Raw genomic sequence first — 17,524 nt, forward strand, 5'->3', positions numbered from 1 at the left:
ACGACGACCAAGTCGTCGGGGGCGCGCCCGTCGCTCCCTGGGAACCGGTTCCGTGTCACCACGGCTTCGGCCTACGAACGGGCGCCGGCGACATCCGCGCCCGCGGCCGGATCGGACTGCGTCGGCGCAGGACCGCGCGCCGTCACGGCGTCGTCGCCGGACGGCGGTACGGTCTCTCGGCCGGGCCGAGTACCCCGATCGAGCTCGAGCGGATCCGCGAGCTCACCGGTGACCGCGTCGAGGGGCCCCTGCGCCAGCCTGGTCACCAGTGGAGGTGACGGCGGCGCGGGGTCGGCGACCTGGCGCAGTCCGGTGAGGATGTCGTCGGGTCGTACGGCAGGAGTGGTATGCCGAACAACCATGCGAAGTATTGCACAAGGGACATCCGCCGCCTCCGCGGCGCGCCGGTCCGGTTCCGGGGCGAGGGTCTCGACCTCCAGAGCGCTGACCGCGGCGCGCACGTCGAAACGACGGCGTCCCTTCTTGGTGAGGCGTTCCACCTCGATCGTGGGGGCGTCCAGGAAGGCGGCCACGGCACCGGCGGCGTCGGTCTCCCGCACGCCGTCCAGTCGTACCCGCCATTCGGACGCCTCGAGCCGGTCCGCCAACGCGCTCGTCTTGGCCTGACCGGCGGCGACGACATCGACGATGTCGAGCCCGTCCGGCAGAGCGGCGTCGAGGTCGGCTCGCACCCGCGCAGGGTCGCGGGTCTCGGTGAGCCCGATCTCCAGGTATTCGGCCTCACTGGCCACCCCGGTCGCCGCCGCACCCGTGTACGAGATCTTCGGGTGCGGAGTGAATCCCGCGCTGAACGCGACAGGGATCCCGGCGCGCCGCACGGCGCGTTCCACGGCCCGGGAAATGTCGCGATGGCTGGTGAACCGCAGCCTGCCGCGCTTGGCATAGCGGACGCGAAGGCGCTGGATCACGGGGGCCGGTGCGGGACCCTCCGGCATGGGAGCCAGGGCTGTTGTCCTTCCTACTCGTGTCGAGTCGCGAACGTCTCTCTATAGAGTACGGTGCCCCCGGCACCGATGGACCCGGCGCGGGTGCCGCGCGGCGTCGCGATCCGTGCCGGCGCGGGCGCGATCGGTACCGGAACCCCCGTGCGGAAAGCCGATCCCGGCGGCGGCTCAGACCACCGAGAGCGGGAGCAGTTTCCTTCCGGTCGGGCCGATCTGGATCTCGGTGCCCATGGTGGGGCAGACCCCGCAGTCGTAGCAGGGCGTCCAGCGGCAGTCCTCGACCTCGGTCTCGTCGACGGCGTCCTGCCAGTCCTGCCAGAGCCACTCGCGGTCCAGCCCGGCGTCAAGGTGGTCCCAGGGCAGCACCTCGACCTCGTCGCGCTCGCGCACCGTGTACCAGTCGAGGTCGACCGGCTCGCCGGCCAGGGCCTTGTCCGCGCAGGCCGTCCACCGCTCGTAGGAGAAGTGCTCGCTCCAGCCGTCGAACCGGCCGCCGTCCTCCCAGACGGCCCGGATGATCCGGCCGACCCGCCGGTCGCCCCGGGACAGCAGCCCCTCGACGATCGACGGCTGCCCGTCGTGGTAGCGCAGGCCGATGGAGCGGCCGTACTCCTTGTCGCGGCGCAGGGCGTCGCGCAGCGCGCGCAGCCGCCGGTCGACGGTCTCGTGGTCGCACTGCGCGGCCCACTGGAACGGGGTGTGCGGCTTGGGCACGAACCCGCCGATGGAGACGGTGCAGCGGATGTCGCGGCGGCCGGTGGCGTCCCGGCCCGCCTGGATGACCCGCTTGGCCATGTCGGCGATGGCGAGGACGTCCTCGTCCTCCTCGGTCGGCAGGCCGCACATGAAGTAGAGCTTGACCTGGCGCCAGCCGTTCTCGTAGGCGGTGGTGACGGTGCGGATCAGGTCGTCCTCGGTGACCATCTTGTTGATCACCTTGCGCATCCGCTCGGAGCCGCCCTCGGGCGCGAAGGTCAGCCCGGAGCGCCGCCCGCCCCGGGAGAACTCGTTGGCCAGGGTGATGTTGAACGCGTCGACCCGCGTGGACGGCAGCGACAGCGAGGTGTTGGTGCCCTCGTAGCGGTCGGCCAGGCCCTTGGCCACGTCGCCGATCTCGCTGTGGTCGGCGCTGGACAGGCTGAGCAGCCCGACCTCCTGGAAGCCCGACTCCTTCAGGCCGGTGTCGACCATGTCGCCGATGGTGGTGATCGACCGTTCCCGGACCGGGCGGGTGATCATGCCGGCCTGGCAGAACCGGCAGCCGCGGGTGCAGCCCCGGAAGATCTCCACGCTGAACCGTTCGTGCACGGTCTCGGCCAGCGGCACCAGCGGCTTCTTCGGGTACGGCCACTGGTCGAGGTCCATGACGGTGTGCTTGTCGACCCGCCACGGCACGCCCGGCCGGTTGGGCGCGACCCGCTGGATGCGCCCGTCGGGCAGGTAGGTCACGTCGAAGAACTTCGGCACGTACACGCCGCCGGAGCGGGCCAGCCGCATCAGCAGCTCGTCGCGCCCGCCCGGACGGCCCTCGGCCTTCCACTCCCGGATCACCTCGGTGATCGCCAGCGCGATCTCCTCCCCGTCGCCGAGCACGGCGGCGTCCAGGAAGTCGGCGATGGGCTCGGGGTTGAACGCGGCGTGCCCGCCGGCCAGCACGATCGGGTGGTCCTCGCCGCGGTCGGCGGCCTCCAGCGGGATCCCCGCCAGGTCCAGCGCCGTCAGCAGGTTGGTGTAGCCCAGCTCGGTGGAGAACGAGACGCCCAGCACGTCGAACGCGGCGACCGGGCGGTGCGCGTCCACGGTGAACTGCGGGATCCTCTGCTCGCGCATGATCGCCTCAAGGTCGGGCCACACGCTGTAGGTGCGCTCGGCCAGGACCCCCTCGCGCTCGTTGAGGATCTCGTAGAGGATCTGGACGCCCTGGTTGGGCAGGCCGACCTCGTAGGCGTCGGGATACATCAGCGCCCAGCGGACCTCGGCCTCGTCCCAGTCCTTGATCTGGGAGTTCAGCTCGCCGCCGACATACTGAATCGGCTTCTGCACGCGCGGGAGCACCGGCTCCAGGCGCGGGAAGATCGACTCGACAGGCATGCGATGTCCTCCGATGAGATGGACCGTGTGATGGTGGCCGATCCGGACCCCGGGATCGACCACCCAGCGTACCGCCGCGTGCCCCGCCCCGGCGCCGCCGAAGATCACCCGCACGGAGCCGGCGGGCGCCCGGGACCACGGCTAGTCGAACGGGCGGCGTCTCAGATGGACGGCCTGGAGCAGGCCGAGGGCTATGAGGTTGGCGAACGTGGCCGACCCGCCGTAGGACACGAACGGCAGGGGCAGGCCGGTGATCGGCATGATGCCCAGGGTCATGCCGATGTTCTCGAACGACTGGAAGGCCATCCAGCACACGATGCCGGCGGCGACCAGCGTGCCGAACAGGTCGGCGGCGTGCATGGCGATGCGCAGGCCGCGCCACATCACCACGCCCAGCAGGATGACGATCAGCGCGGCGCCGATGAAGCCGAGCTCCTCCCCGGCCACCGTGAAGATGAAGTCGGTCTGCTGCTCGGGGACGAAGTGGCCCCCGGTCTGCTCGCCGTTGAACAGGCCCTTGCCGGTCACCCCGCCCGAGCCGACCGCGATCCGGGCCTGCTGGGCGTTGTAGCCGGCGCCGCGGGGGTCGGCGGAGGGGTCCATGAACGCGGTGAACCGGGCCAGCTGGTACGGCTTGAGCAGCCCGAAGAACCACACCGCCCAGGCCAGCAGCAGCCCGCCGCCCACCAGCGCCCCCAGCCAGCGCTTGGGCGCGCCGGAGATGGCCAGCATCCCCAGGACGACCGCGATGAAGACCAGGGTGGTGCCGAGGTCGGGCTGGAGCATGATCAGTGCGGCGGGCGCGCCGGCCAGGGCCAGCGCCAGCAGCATGTCGCGGTGCCCGGGGCCGACCTCGCCGTCGCGGGGCTCCCCCAGGATCATCGCCAGCAGCACCACCAGGCCGACCTTGGCGAACTCGGACGGCTGGAGCTGGAAGCCGCCGCCGAGCACGATCCACGAGTGCGAGCCGTTGATCGTGTCACCGAGCGGGGTCAGCACCGCGATCAGCCCGGCGCAGGCCAGCCCGTACAGGATCGGCGCGTAGGCGCGCAGCAGCCGGTAGTCCAGGCAGGCGACCAGGCCGCCGAGGCCGAACGCCAGGACGACGTTGAGGATGTGCCGCTTGAAGAAGCCCTCGGGGTCCTTGCCCTGCTCGGTCAGCAGCTGGAAGGTGGCCGCCCGCACCAGCAGCGCGCCGATCACCGTCAGCGCCACCACGGTGAGGATCAGCACCCAGTCCAGGCCGCGCAGGCCCGACAGCCTGCGCTGCCAGACGTCCTGCTCGCGGTAGCCCTCGACCGACCCGGCCCCGGTGGCGCTGATCACGGCGAGTCCCCGTCCTGCCGGAGCGGGGGCAGCTGCTCGGGCAGCCTGCCGTCCTTGAGCGCCGGCTTCTTGCCGTTCAGCCCGTACATCGCCTCGTAGATCTCCCGGACGGCGGGCGCCGCGGTGGAACCGCCGGTGCCGCCCTGGGAGACCATGACGACCACGGCGAACCGGGGCTTGTCGGCCGGGGCGTAGGAGGCGAACCAGGAGGTGTCCTTCTTGCCCCAGACCTCGGCGGTGCCGGTCTTGCCGGCCACGGCGACCTTCTTGAAGTCGAAGCCGCCGAACGCGCCGGCCGCCGTACCGGAGGTGGTCACCGCGGCCAGTCCGCCGCGGATGTACTTGAGGACCTGGGGTTCGACGGGGAGCCGGGGCGCGGGCGGCGGGTCGATGCGGCGTACCACCTTGCCGTCGGCGTTCACCACGGCCAGGCCGACGCGGGGGACGACCAGCCTGCCGCCGTTGGCGACGGCCGCGTACGCGCGGGTGAGCTGGAGCGGGGTGACCAGCACGTCGCCCTGCCCGACGGAGAAGTTGGCCGCGTCGCCGGCGCGCCACACGTAGCCCTCGGCGCAGTTCTCGGCGGCGATGGCCTTCAGGTACGCGGCGCGTCCCGGGTCGGTCTTGGCGATCTCGGGGTAGCCCTGCTTGGCGCCCTTGCAGTCGGCCTTCCTGGTGGCCTCCCAGTACGCGCGCTTCCAGGCGCGGTCGGGGATGCGGCCCGGGGTCTCGCTCGGCAGGTCGATGCCGGTACGGGTGCCGAACCCCCACTTGCGGGCCATGTCGACCATCGGGTCCTTGGGGTTCTTGCGCGGCTTGGTGCCGCCGTCGCGCAGCCACGCCTCGTAGGCGAACTTGTAGAAGATCGTGTCGCAGGAGACGACCAGCGCGCGGTGCAGGTTCATGGGGCCGTGGCCCTGGCCCTCGAAGTTGCGGAACGCGCGGCTTCCGACGTTGTAGGAGCCGGGGCAGGGATAGATGCCCTTCAGCGGGTAGCCGTCAGCCACCGCCGCGGCCACCGAGGAGACCTTGAAGGTGGAGGCGGGCGCGAACTGGCCCTGGGTGGCCCGGGAGATCAGCGGCTCGCCGCGCTTCTTGCCCAGCAGCGCATCGTACTCATCCTGGGAGATGCCGCCGGTCCAGATGCCCAGGTCGTAGGTGGGGCGGCTGGCCAGCGCGACCACCCGCCCGTCGGTCACGTCCATCACCACGGCCGCGCCCGCGTCGGCCTTGTCGCCGCGCCCGCGGGCCGCCTTCATCGCGTTGTCCAGCGCCTTCTCCGCCGCGCCCTGGATCCCGGCGTCGATGCTGGTGACCAGGTTGCCGCCGGGCACCGGTGGCTGCTCGGAGGCGGTGCCGGTGACCCGGCCCTGGCTGTCCACCAGGACGCGGCGCAGGCCCGGCTCGCCGCGCAGGTCGGCGTCGTAGCTGGCCTCCAGGCCGTCGCGGCCGATCAGGTCGACCCCGCTGTAACCGGTGACCCGCAGGCCCTTGCGCTTGTCGAGCTCCTCCTGGGTGATGGGCTGGAGGTAGCCGAGGGCCTGCACCGCGCCGGCCCCCTCCGGCTTCGGGTACTCCCGGACGGCCTGGACCTGGGCGGTCACCCCCGGGAACTCCTCCTGCCGCTCCATGATCTGCAAGGCGCGCTTGGGGTCGACCCGGTCGTCCACCGGGATGGGCTGGTACGGGGAGCCGGGCCAGCAGGGACGCTTGATGCCCGGCCCGCACAGGCGGATCCGCTTGTTCAGCTCGTCGGGGGTGGTGCCCAGGAGGGCGGCCAGCCGGGCGATCACCGCCTTGCCGCGGTCCTTGCGCCGCATCATCGTGGTGCGGTCGACCGACACCACCAGCGCGGTGCGGTTGCGCACCAGCGCCCGGCCCGAGCTGTCGAGGATGGCGCCGCGGACCGCGGGGACGACGATGTCGCGGGTGCGGTTCTGTGCCGCGACCTGGCGGTAGTGGGCGCCGTCGAGGACCTGCATCGTCCACAGCCGGCCCATCAGCACCAGCAGCAGCGCGCCGACGAGCACGTACAGGACCACCAGCCGGAAGTGCGTCCTGGGGTTCACAGGCCCGGCCCCCGCCCCGACATCGCGCGGTAACGGGCGACGGGGACCGCGAGCCGGTCGCGGGAACGTTCGGAACGCTCGTGCCGGCCGGTCACCCTGAGCACCGACCACACCACGAACGGGCTGGCGATCACGTCGTAGAGGACCTGGAGGGGCACCATCCGCGACACCAGCGCCCAGCTGGACCGGGGGTCGCCGAGCAGCATCCCGGTCGCCGCGTACAGGACGGTGCCGGCCAGGGCCCCCGCCGCCACGGCGAGGAACGGCACCAGCGTCTGCCGGTCCAGCTCGTCGGCGGCCAGCCCGCACACGTAGCCGATCAGCAGGTAGACCAGGGCGTAGCGGCCGATGGTGTGGTCGGCGGGCGGGATGATGTCGGCGGCCAGCCCGGCGGCGAACCCGGCGACCATGCCGGTCAGCGACCCGTTCACCAGGGCCAGCGCCACCACGGCCAGCAGGACCAGGTCGGGCGTGATCTGCCCGGGCAGCGGCAGCCGGTTGGCCACCGAGACCTGCAGGATCAGCGCCACCACGAGCACGAGCGCCGCGGTCAGGTTACGGCCGGTCGGTGACGTCTCCGGTGCGTTCAGCACATCAACCCCCAGAGATCTGGCATTCGCGGCAGAGCGTGGAGCGGGCGCCGAGCGGCTCCGCGGACCGGGACGGGGTGCCGTCCCGGGCGGCCGACGGGGTACCGGGGCCGGGGCTGGGGCTGGAGGTCCGGCCGCGGCGGCCGGGCCGGCCGCTGGGCGAGTCGTCCGGGCCGGGCGACCTGGTGGCCGTGCCGGTCGGGCTGGGGGTGGGCGTGGGGGTCACCGGCTTGGGCGGCAGGACCGAGTCGCGCGGGTCGGCCTTGGGCGGCGCCACCACGACGGCGACCACGTCGAGGGTGGTGAAGCGGGTGAACGGGCGCACGTAGGCGGTCCGGGTCAGCCCGCCGACCGGGCGGTCGATCCGTTCGATCACGCCGACCGGCACGCCGGGGACGTAGGGCCGCTCCCCCTGCGAGCCCAGGGTGACCAGCCGCTGCCCGACCCGCATCGGGGCGTTGGCGTTGAGCATCTGGAACCGCAGCGGGGTGGTGCCGCCGCCGCCGAAGCCGCGGCGGCCCCGGCCCTGAACGATCCCGATCTCCCGGGAGTCCTCCAGCCGGCTGCCGACCGAGGAGGTCACGTCGGTGGCCAGCAGCACGGTCGCGGTGGCGGGACCGACCCGGGTGACCCGGCCGACCAGCCCGTCGGCGCTCATCACCGTCATGTCCGGGCGGACCCCGCTGCGGCTGCCGACGTCCAGCGTGACGGTGTCCTCGAAGCCCTGGCCCGCGGAGATGACCTGGGCCGCCACGATCTTGTAGCCGCCGATGCCGGCGGTGCCGAGCAGCCGGTCGAGCTGGCCGGCGCGGTCCTGGTCGAGGCCGCGGGAGCGCAGCTGCTCGCGCAGCCGCTGGTTCTCGCGTTCCAGCCGGTCGGCCCGGCGGCGCTCGCCGGGCGCGTCGGTGATCGCGTCGAAGGTGTTGCCGACCGGCCGTACGACCGCGGCCGACACCCGCTCGACCGGGCCGAAGATCGCGGCGCCCGCGCCGCGCAGCCCGCGCAGCGGGGAGTCCTCCCCGCCGCGGTAGTCGACCGTGATCATGGCGAGCGCGACGACGAGCAGCACGCCGAGGACCGCACGGGTCCGCCGGGTGTCCTTCACCCACCGACCTCCCGTTTCATCGTCTGTGGGTGGGGGGTCAGTGCCTGCGCTCGGGAACGAGCACCTGCCGCAGCGACTCGAAGTCCTCGACGCACTTGCCCGTGCCGAGCACGACCGAGTCGAGCGGGTTGTCCACGAGGTGGATCGGCATGCCGGTCTCCTCGCGCAGCCGCTCGTCGAGGTTCTTGAGCAGCGCGCCGCCGCCGGTGAGGGCGATGCCGCGGTCCATGATGTCGCCGGACAGCTCGGGCGGGCACTTGTCGAGGGTGGTCTTGACCGCGTCCACGATGGCGTTGACCGGCTCCTCGATCGCCCGCCGCACCTCCTCGGAGGAGATCACCACGGTCTTCGGCAGCCCGCTGACCAGGTCGCGGCCGCGGATCTCGGCGTGCGGCTCGTCGTCCCCGGCGGGGAACGCCGAGCCGATCGCCATCTTGATCTCCTCGGCGGTGCGCTCGCCGAGCATCAGCGAGTACTCCTTCTTGGAGAAGGAGATCACCGCCTGGTCGAGCTCGTCGCCGCCGACCCGTACCGACTGGCTGGTGACGATGCCGCCGAGGGAGATGATCGCGACCTCGGTGGTGCCGCCGCCGATGTCGACGACCATGTTGCCGGTGGGCTCGTAGACCGGGAGACCGGCGCCGATCGCGGCGGCCATGGGCTCCTCGATGATGTAGACGCGCCGGGCGCCGGCCTGGTAGCCGGCCTCCTTGACGGCGCGCTGCTCCACCCCGGTGATGCCGCTGGGCACCGCCACCACGACGCGCGGCTTGGCGAAGTGCCGCCGCTTGTGGACCTTCTGGATGAAGTAGCGCAGCATCCGTTCGGTCACGTCGAAGTCGGCGATCACCCCGTCCTTGAGAGGGCGCACGGCGACGATGTTGCCCGGGGTGCGGCCGATCATCCGCTTCGCCTCGATGCCGACCGCGACGATTCTTCCCGTATTACGGTTGATCGCCACGACCGAGGGCTCGTTGAGGACGATGCCGCGCCCGCGCACATAGACCAGCGTGTTGGCGGTGCCAAGATCGACCGCCATGTCACGGCCGAGGAACGACAGCTTGTTACCCATGAAGAAAGGGAGCCCTTCATGATTGACGGGCGTGCAGAGCGGCGCCCCCATCGTAACGCGACGAAGCCGGGCAGGGCAGGCACCCGAACACCGCGCGTTGCCTAAAGAACCGGTGTTGACCAGGTGGGTTTTCGGTGAAAGAGAACGCGGGCCGGAAGATCCGGCCCGCGTGTCCCCGGCTCTCTCACCGCCGAGCGCGACTAGCCCAGGTCGGGAAAGAACAGCTTGATCTCACGGTCGGCCGAGTAGGTCGAGTCGGAGCCGTGCACGATGTTCTCGCCGATCTCCAGGGCGTGGTCGCCGCGGATGGTCCCGGGGGCGGCGCTCACCGGGTCGGTGGCGCCGGCCAGCGCGCGGAACGCCTCGATCGCGCGCGGGCCCTCGACCACCATGGCCACCAGCGGGCCGCCGGTGATGAACTCGACCAACTCACCGAAGAAGGGCTTGCTGGCGTGCTCCTCGTAGTGGGCCTCGGCGGTCTCCCGCGGCAGCGTCCGCAGGTCCAGCGCCACGATCTTCAGGCCCTTGCGCTCGATCCGGGAGATGACGTCCCCGACGACGCCGCGGCGGACACCGTCGGGCTTGACCAGGACGAGAGTGCGCTCGGACACGGTGATTCTCCTTGAGGAAAAGATGGATGGTGGGCGCGCCCCATCGCGGGGGCCTGGCCGTGAGAGCCGTGCACCACTGCGCCGCGAAGCTTACCCGGCCGAGGCCGCGGAGACCGCCTCAGCGCCATCGGACGGCGCCGCCGCGCGCCGCGCGGGTCGCCGCGGCGGGCGCCGCGCCGGGCGCCACGCGGCCACCGCCAGCAGGACCGCGAGGGCGCAGGCCAGCACGAGCCACTGGCGGTAGCCGCCGGCGAGCACCGACAGGCGCTCGCCGGCGGTGTCCGGCCCCACCCGCTGCCACCGGCCGGCCTGCAGCGACAGCGCCATCAGCTGGCCGGCCAGCACGGCGGGGAAGCACACTCCCAGGCCGAACAGCGCCGCGCCGGCGCGCGCGTCCCGCAGCGACGCGGCGAGCGCCAGGCCGACACCGAGCCCCAAGGGGATCAGCACCGCCGCCAGCAGCGGCGGCCGGGGCGGGAACGGGACGAGCAGGGCCACCAGCGCCGCCGCGAGGACCAGCGCGTGCCCGGCCGGCACCGCCGCGCGGGCGCCCCGTCCCGGGAGGGCCGCGGCGAGCAGCGCGCCGGCCAGCGCCGCCGCCCCGCCCGCGCCGAACGGGAGCAGGGTGCCGCCCTCCGCCGCCGGCCCGGCCAGCGGCCCGGCCAGGGGGAACGTCAGCAGGCCGGCGGTGACCATGACGACCGCGCAGCTCAGCGGGCTGCCCACCGCCGCGTCCCGCGCCGCCGCCAGCGCCAGCCCCAGGGCCGCCGCCAGCGCGACGCAGCCGACCAGCAGCCGCGCGCCCGGGGACCAGTCGTGGGAACTCGCGACCGCCAGGAAGGCCAGGCCCGCGGCGGGCGCGGCGGGCAGCACGATCTGGCTCCGCTCGGCGTGCTTGGACGCGGGCAGCGGCTCGTTCCGCCCGGCCAGGCACAGCAGCGCCGCCACCAGCGCCGCGGCGGCCGGCCACAGGAAGGGCGCCGCGGCCCGGTCACCCGCCCGCGTGGCGGCGTGCAGCGCGAGGGGCGTCGCGACCAGCAGGCCCGCCACCAGGGAACCGGCCCAGACGGCGGCCAGGACCCGGTTGCGGCGCTGCCACACCAGCACCAGCGACGCCGGAAGCATGATCCCCGCACCGGCGCCCTGCAGGAGCCGCGCGGCCGCGACCTGCGGGACGGTCCCGGCGAACCGGACGCCGATCAGTCCCGCCGCCAGGCACGCCAGGCCCGCCGGCAGCACGGCGCGGGCCGGGAACCGCCGGGACAGGACCGCGGCCAGGGGCACGGTGACCAGCAGCGCGGGCAGGGCCAGGCCGGCGGCGAGCGCCGCTCCGGCGACCCGGGCGTCCACCGTGCCCGCCTCCGCGGCGGCCAGGACGTGCGGGCCCGTGCCGGGCAGGACCAGCGCCACCGCCGGCGGCACGGTCAGCGCCAGCAGCAGGGCCCCCGCCACGGAGATGAGGGATCGGCAGGACACGGCGCTCTCCTTCGGAGGTCGTCATCCACCGACACTTTGCCCAATAAAAGAAAAATGTCCGGAATAGTTCGGTGGACGAACGGCGATGCCGTCCCCGCGAATTTAGCGCGCGCTCACGCTCTGCGCCTTGCGTCCCATCCAGATGGCCGTTCCCCACATCAACCCGAAAAGGGCGCCGAGGAAGAACATGGTCGGCACCATGAATCCGGTCGCGATGATCAGAACCTGCAGAACGGTGCCCACCGGAACGGCCCACGGAAAGCGCAGCATCCCGGCCACGACCACGCAGAGAACGGCGAGCCCGCCGCACACCAGGCCCGCGAGGGCCCCGTCCACCTTCAGCACCGCGATCGCGACCGGCGTCGCCAGCCCGATCACGACCGCCTCGCACCCCAGCACCGTCGACAGCAGCCGCCGGGCCGGGTTGGGCGCACGCCTCCCCGCCACGCTCGCCTCCGGGCTCATCGCCTCGCCTCCGGTCGCCGGCTCGTGCTCATCGAGACTCCTCCACGCGCAGCAGGGTACGGGCATCGCCCACGGTGACGACGGACCCGGTGATCAGAACGCCGGCGCCGCGGTACTCGCCGGTCTCCTCGGCCAGGCCGAGCGCCCGGTCGATGGCGTCGTCCAGGCGCGCGGCGGCGTGCACGCGCTCCGGGCCGAAGACGCTCTCGGCCAGCTCGGCCAGCTCCTCGACCGGCATCGACCGGGACGAGGAGTTGCGGGTGACGACCAGCTCGGCCACCACCGGCTCGAGCTGGTCCAGGACGCCCGCGACGTCCTTGTCGGCGGCGACGGCCAGCACCCCCACCAGGCGGGTGAAGCCGAACGACTCGGTGACCGTGGCGACCGTCGCGGCCATCCCGGCAGGATTGTGCGCCGCGTCCAGCAGCACGGTCGGGCCGCTGCGCACCACCTCCAGCCGCCCGGGCGAGGACGACTTGGCGAACCCGCTGCGCACCAGGGCGGGATCCAGCTGGCCGGCGTCGCCGCCGGTGTAGGTCTCCCCCGGGGCGATCCGGGTGGCGGCCTCCAGGTCGATCTCTCCCCTGGTCGGCGCGCCGCTGGCGAACGACTCCACCGCGGCGAGCGCGGTCGCGGCGTTGCTCGCGTGGTGCTCGCCGAAGAGGGGCAGGAAGATCTCGTCGTAGACGCCGTGCAGCCCCTGGATCCGCAACTGCTGGCCGCCGAACGCCACGTCGCGGCTCAGGACCCCGTACTCGATGCCCTCACGGGCCACGGCGGCACCGGTCTCGGCGACCCGGCGCAGCAGCACCTCGGCCGCGGCCACCTGCTGCTGGGCCAGCACCGCGATCGCTCCCGGCTTGATGATCCCGGCCTTCTCGCCGGCGATCTCCTCGATCGTCTCGCCGAGGTAGCGGGTGTGGTCGAGGCCGATCGGCGTCACCACCGCGACGGCGCCGTCGGCGACGTTGGTGGCGTCCCAGGCGCCGCCCATCCCGGTCTCCACCACCGCCACGTCCACCGGCGCGTCGGCGAACGCCGCGAACGCCATGGCCGTGAGCACCTCGAAGAACGACAGCCGGGTCCCGTGCTTGTCGTCGATCAGGCCGAGGTAGGGCTGGACGTCCTCGTAGACCTCGACGAAGCGCTCCTCGCCGATCGGCTCGCCGTCGATGTCGATCCGCTCGCGCAGCGTGGTCAGATGGGGGCTGGTGAACACCCCGACGCGCAGCCCGCGCTCCCTCAGCAGCGCGGCGATGAGACGCACGGTGCTCGTCTTCCCGTTGGTCCCCGCCACGTGGATCACCGGGTACGCCCGCTGGGGGTCGCCCAGCACGTCCATGAGGTCACGGATGCGGTCGAGGGTCGGGTCGAACTCCCACTCGATGCCACGGGCGCCGATCGCGGCGACGACGTTCTCGTACTCGGTCAGACGGGGTTGCGACACACCCCCAGCGTACTCACGGCCCGGCCCTCCCCGGGCCGGGGGCACCGGCGGGCAGGGGCCCGGAACCCGCCCGGGGCCGGGCTGTGCCGGGCCGGTGCCGGGCCGGTGCCGGGCCGGCGCACGCGGCACCGAGCGGGTGATCGACTCCACTGGGCGTTCAGGACGAGCGTTTCTCCAGGTCGGCTCGCATGCGGTCGGTCAGCGGGGCGAGACCGGCGGGCTGCCCCGTGCCGGCGGGCTCGTTGGAGGCGACGAAGCCGAAGGAGTTCTCGGTGGCCCAGGCGCAGTAGAGGTGGGTCTGCGCCAGGACCGCGAACGTCCCGCAGGAGACCTTGCCCCCGCCCTTGCCCGGCGCGGTCTTGGTCACCGTCAGGGCCGTGCTGGGGCGGGCCTTCGCGAGGAAGGCGACGGGGTCGCCGATCGGCGCCGTGCCGCCGAGGAACAGGATGTCCTGCGCGCCGGTCGTGGGGTCGCGGTAGACGCCGCCGGCGGTGGCGGCCCGCTCGACGCCGCCGGCCCGCGCCGCCCCCAGCATGAACGGGTAGGCGGCGCTGGTGGCGGGCATGGCGGCGTCCTTGCGCAGCCCGCCCGCCGTACCGGCCGCGGCGACCGTCCGCACCGGGACGTCCTCCTTGCCCGAGACCGCGACCAGGACCGCCGCGAGGGCCGTCACGGCCACGCCCGCGCCGACGGCGAGGCCGGCCAGCAGCGCGGACCTGGGCCTGCGGGCCGAGGACGGCGCGGGTACCCGGGCCGGCGCGTGGGGCGGAGGCGGGGACCCGAGCGGGGGCGGCGCGTCACGTACCGCCGGGTCTTCGCGTCCGTCGGGCCGCCGGGCGGGCGGCGGGGCCTGGACGGCCGGCTGCGGCCCTGTCGACAGGATCCGGTCCACCAGCGTCTCCGGCGCCGCGGGCGGCGCCGGCGGAGGCTCGGGGGCGGGAGGCGGTACGAGGGGGACGTCCGCGACGGGCTCCGGAGCCTGGAGAGGCTCGACCGCGATGACCGGGGCCTCGGGTGCGGGCGGGGCCGCGACCAGGGCGTCAAGGGCCTGTGAGGGCTCCTGAGGAGGGGCTGCCGCGGGAGCGGTGGCCAAGGGCTCGGACACCTGCGGCGGCGCGGCGACGGCGACGGGCCCGGCGAACCCGCCTGCGGGCCCGGCGGGCGGCTCCGGCACCAGAGCGTCGACCGGAACGGGGTCGGCGAGGGTGGCCGGAGGGGGCGGAGGGTTGGTCACCGACTCGGGCGGTGTGGGGTCGGGCGTGGACGAGGCCCACCAGGGGGCCACCGGCAGCGGCGCCGGGGGGATGACCAACGGCTCGGACACGGCCGCGGGCGGTCCCGCGAGCGCGTCGGCCTCGTCCGCCCTCTGGGGGATGAGCTGCGGGATCTTCAGATCATCATGTGGCATATCGGACCGAGGGGGCGATTCAGTCATTGCGCTCCCGAACGCTTATTTCCCACGGAACTGTGATCGTAGCTTCGCGACGTGCCGCGCGCGGCGGGTTCAGGCGATCCCCCCGGCCCGGAAGCCGGCGGGTTCGGGCGATCCCCCCGGCCCGGAAGCCGGCGGGTTCGGGCGATCCCCCCGGCCCGGGAGCCGGGGGGATCGGCCTGCTAGGCGCTGGGAAGCGCCGCCAGCTGGGACTCCAGACGCTCGATGTCGGCCTCGGACTGGCTGAGGCGGTCACGGTTCTTGGCGACGACGGCCTCGGGCGCCTTGGCCATGAACGACTCGTTCGCCAGCTTCCGCCGGGCCTGGTCGGCGTCCTTGCGGGCGGCGGCCAGGTCCTTCTCCAGCCGCTTGCGCTCGGCCGCCACGTCGATGACCCCGGCCGTGTCGAGACGGACGGTCACGCCCTCCACCGGCAGCGACGCCGTGGCGGAGAACCCCTCGCCCGGCTCGGTCAGGCGCAGCAGCGTCCGGACGCCCTCCTCGTGGGCGGCCAGCGGCGACCCGGCGAAGTCGATCGCGGCGGCGACCCGCTGCCCCGGCTTCAGCCCCTGGTCGCTGCGGAACCGCCGCACCTCGGTGACCATCCGCTGCAGCGACTCCACCAGGGCCTCGGCCTCGGGGGCGTGCCGGGCCGGGTCGGCCACCGGCCAGCTCGCCGTGACCAGCGTCTCGCCGGCGGCGCCGCCCCGCAGCGACGTCCACAGCTCCTCGGTGACGAACGGGATCACCGGGTGCAGCAGCCGGAGCAGCGTGTCCAGCACCTCGCCCAGGACGCGCCGGGTCGTCCCGGCCCGCTCGTCGGCCAGCTGGACCTTGGCCAGCTCCACGTACCAGTCGCACACCTCGTCCCACGCGAAGTGGTAGAGGGTCTCGCACGCCTTGGCGAAGTCGAACCCCTCCAGCCGCGCGTCAACCTCGGCGGCGACCCGGTGCAGCCGGGACAGGATCCAGGCGTCGACGGTGGTGAGGTCGGCGGCGTCCGGCAGGTCGCCGCGCACGTGCGCGCCGTTCATCAGCGCGAAGCGGGTGGCGTTCCACAGCTTGTTGCAGAAGTTGCGCGATCCCTGCGCCCACTCCTCGGCCACCGGGACGTCGCCGCCGGGGTTGGCGCCGCGCAGCAGGGTGAACCGGGTGGCGTCGGCGCCGTAGCGGTCGATCCATTCCAGCGGGTCGACCACGTTGCCGAACGACTTGGACATCTTCTTGCCGAACTGGTCGCGGACCATGCCGTGCAGCGCGATGACCTTGAACGGCTCGACGCCGTCCATCGCGTACAGCCCGAACATCATCATCCGGGCGACCCAGAAGAACAGGATGTCGTACCCGGTGACCAGCACCGAGGTCGGGTAGAAGCGCCGCAGGTCGGCGGTCTCGTCGGGCCAGCCGAGCGTGGAGAACGGCCACAGCGCGGAGGAGAACCAGGTGTCGAGGACGTCGGTGTCCTGGGTCCAGCCGGCCGGCGGCTCCTCGTCCGGGCCCGGGCACACCACCTCGCCGTCCGGCCCGTACCAGACCGGGATGCGGTGCCCCCACCACAGCTGGCGGCTGATGCACCAGTCGTGCATGTTGTCGACCCACTCGAAGTAGCGGGCCGCCATCTCGGGCGGGTGGATCGCGACCCGGCCGTCGCGGACGGCGTCGCCGGCCGCCTCGGCCAGCGGCGCGACCTTGACGAACCACTGCAGCGAGACGCGCGGCTCGACCACGGTGGAGCAGCGCTGGCAGTGGCCGACCGCGTGCTCGTACGGGCGGACCTCCTTGACGATGCGGCCCTGCTCGCGCAGCGCGGCCACGACCGCGGGCCGCGCCTCGAAGCGGTCCAGACCCTCGAACGGGCCGTGCGCGGTGACGACGCCCCGCTCGTCCATGATCGTCATGATCGGCAGGCCGTGCCGGCGGCCGATCTCGAAGTCGTTGGGGTCGTGCGCCGGGGTGACCTTCACCGCGCCGGTCCCGAACGCGGGGTCCACGTGCGCGTCGGCCACCACCGGGATGCGGCGGCCGGTCAGCGGCAGCTCGATCTCGCGGCCGACCATGTGCGCGTACCGCTCGTCGTCGGGGTGCACGGCGACCGCGGTGTCGCCCAGCATCGTCTCGGCCCGGGTGGTGGCCACCACGATCGCGTCGTCGCCGGAGCCGTAGCGGATGGAGACCAGCTCCCCCTCGCGCTCGTCGTGCTCCACCTCGATGTCCGACAGCGCCGTCAGGCAGCGCGGGCACCAGTTGATGATCCGCTCGGCGCGGTAGATCAGTCCGTCGTCGAACAGCCGCTTGAAGATCGTGCGGACCGCGCGGGCGCGCCGGTCGTCCATGGTGAACGCCTCGCGCGTCCAGTCCACGCTGTCGCCGAGCCGGCGCATCTGGCCGAGGATGCGGCCACCGGACTCGCCCTTCCACTTCCAGACCCGGTCGACGAACGCCTCCCGGCCCAGGTCGTGCCGGGAACGGCCCTCCTTGGCCAGCTCGCGCTCCACCACGTTCTGGGTGGCGATGCCGGCGTGGTCCATGCCCGGCACCCACAGGGCCTCGTACCCCTGCATGCGGCGGCGCCGGATCAGCGTGTCCTGGATCGAGTGGTCCAGCGCGTGCCCCATGTGCAGCGAACCTGTCACGTTCGGGGGCGGGATCACGATGGAATAGGCGGGCGCATCCGGCCTCCGGCCGGGGTCGGCGGTGAAGTGGCCGGACTCTACCCAGCGTTCGTAGAGCCTGCCCTCGACGTTCGCCGGCTGGTACTGGGTGGGCAGATCGACGTCGGCGGCCCCCGGGCCGCGCTCATGGCTGGGCGTTGTCACGGGGCCAGATTCTACGGGCCCCGAAAAGGTAGAACGCCCCGACGCCCGGATGCGTCCAA

The 17,524-nt window shown here is 73.3% G+C and carries 13 protein-coding genes; all 13 read right to left on the reverse strand.

Annotated features, from left to right (window positions below):
- Nucleotides 1–71: 71 nt before the first annotated feature.
- On the reverse strand, nucleotides 72–956 hold the full coding sequence (locus tag IW256_RS27660) for a TIGR03936 family radical SAM-associated protein (protein WP_197013732.1): 885 nt from the start codon (nucleotides 954–956) through the stop codon (nucleotides 72–74).
- A 177-nt stretch (nucleotides 957–1,133) separates the two neighbouring features.
- Nucleotides 1,134–3,056: a TIGR03960 family B12-binding radical SAM protein gene (locus tag IW256_RS27665; protein WP_197013733.1), complete on the reverse strand. Its 1,923-nt coding sequence runs from the start codon at nucleotides 3,054–3,056 to the stop codon at nucleotides 1,134–1,136.
- Between the two features lie 141 nt (nucleotides 3,057–3,197).
- Complete coding sequence (gene rodA, locus IW256_RS27670) at nucleotides 3,198–4,382, reverse strand: rod shape-determining protein RodA (RefSeq protein WP_307829133.1); 1,185 nt, start codon at nucleotides 4,380–4,382, stop codon at nucleotides 3,198–3,200.
- On the reverse strand, nucleotides 4,379–6,451 hold the full coding sequence (gene mrdA / locus IW256_RS27675; protein WP_197013734.1) for a penicillin-binding protein 2: 2,073 nt from the start codon (nucleotides 6,449–6,451) through the stop codon (nucleotides 4,379–4,381). Before mrdA ends, rodA begins: the two co-directional genes overlap by 4 nt.
- Nucleotides 6,448–7,044, reverse strand: a complete 597-nt coding sequence (gene mreD, locus IW256_RS27680) for a rod shape-determining protein MreD (protein WP_197013735.1) — start codon at nucleotides 7,042–7,044, stop codon at nucleotides 6,448–6,450. Before mreD ends, mrdA begins: the two co-directional genes overlap by 4 nt.
- 1 nt (nucleotide 7,045) lies before the next feature.
- Nucleotides 7,046–8,146: a rod shape-determining protein MreC gene (gene mreC / locus IW256_RS27685; RefSeq protein ID WP_197013736.1), complete on the reverse strand. Its 1,101-nt coding sequence runs from the start codon at nucleotides 8,144–8,146 to the stop codon at nucleotides 7,046–7,048.
- A 37-nt stretch (nucleotides 8,147–8,183) separates the two neighbouring features.
- Nucleotides 8,184–9,218, reverse strand: a complete 1,035-nt coding sequence (locus tag IW256_RS27690) for a rod shape-determining protein (RefSeq protein WP_197013737.1) — start codon at nucleotides 9,216–9,218, stop codon at nucleotides 8,184–8,186.
- A 200-nt stretch (nucleotides 9,219–9,418) separates the two neighbouring features.
- Entirely contained in the window at nucleotides 9,419–9,829 is a 411-nt protein-coding gene (ndk, locus tag IW256_RS27695; RefSeq protein WP_197013738.1) for a nucleoside-diphosphate kinase, read from the reverse strand.
- Between the two features lie 90 nt (nucleotides 9,830–9,919).
- The gene (locus tag IW256_RS27700; protein ID WP_197013739.1) at nucleotides 9,920–11,305 is read right to left on the reverse strand and encodes an MFS transporter; all 1,386 of its coding nucleotides are present in this window, start codon (nucleotides 11,303–11,305) and stop codon (nucleotides 9,920–9,922) included.
- 102 nt (nucleotides 11,306–11,407) lie between these two features.
- Nucleotides 11,408–11,770: a DUF4233 domain-containing protein gene (locus IW256_RS27705; protein WP_197013740.1), complete on the reverse strand. Its 363-nt coding sequence runs from the start codon at nucleotides 11,768–11,770 to the stop codon at nucleotides 11,408–11,410.
- Nucleotides 11,771–11,798: 28 nt separating this feature from the next.
- The gene (locus IW256_RS27710; protein WP_197013741.1) at nucleotides 11,799–13,217 is read right to left on the reverse strand and encodes a bifunctional folylpolyglutamate synthase/dihydrofolate synthase; all 1,419 of its coding nucleotides are present in this window, start codon (nucleotides 13,215–13,217) and stop codon (nucleotides 11,799–11,801) included.
- A 157-nt stretch (nucleotides 13,218–13,374) separates the two neighbouring features.
- The gene (locus IW256_RS27715; RefSeq protein ID WP_197013742.1) at nucleotides 13,375–14,625 is read right to left on the reverse strand and encodes a hypothetical protein; all 1,251 of its coding nucleotides are present in this window, start codon (nucleotides 14,623–14,625) and stop codon (nucleotides 13,375–13,377) included.
- 206 nt (nucleotides 14,626–14,831) lie between these two features.
- The gene (locus IW256_RS27720; protein WP_197013743.1) at nucleotides 14,832–17,465 is read right to left on the reverse strand and encodes a valine--tRNA ligase; all 2,634 of its coding nucleotides are present in this window, start codon (nucleotides 17,463–17,465) and stop codon (nucleotides 14,832–14,834) included.
- Nucleotides 17,466–17,524 lie beyond the last annotated feature (59 nt).

The sequence above is a fragment of the Actinomadura viridis genome (assembly GCF_015751755.1).
Lineage (GTDB): Bacteria > Actinomycetota > Actinomycetes > Streptosporangiales > Streptosporangiaceae > Spirillospora > Spirillospora viridis.

Excerpts from the sequence above, each read along its gene's own strand:
- IW256_RS27715 (WP_197013742.1), bottom strand. The coding sequence starts at position 14,625 with ATGCCACATGATGATCTGAAGATCCCGCAGCTCATCCCCCAGAGGGCG.
- IW256_RS27705 (WP_197013740.1), bottom strand. The coding sequence starts at position 11,770 with ATGAGCCCGGAGGCGAGCGTGGCGGGGAGGCGTGCGCCCAACCCGGCC.
- IW256_RS27665 (WP_197013733.1), bottom strand. The coding sequence starts at position 3,056 with ATGCCTGTCGAGTCGATCTTCCCGCGCCTGGAGCCGGTGCTCCCGCGC.
- IW256_RS27690 (WP_197013737.1), bottom strand. The coding sequence starts at position 9,218 with ATGGGTAACAAGCTGTCGTTCCTCGGCCGTGACATGGCGGTCGATCTT.
- IW256_RS27660 (WP_197013732.1), bottom strand. The coding sequence starts at position 956 with ATGCCGGAGGGTCCCGCACCGGCCCCCGTGATCCAGCGCCTTCGCGTC.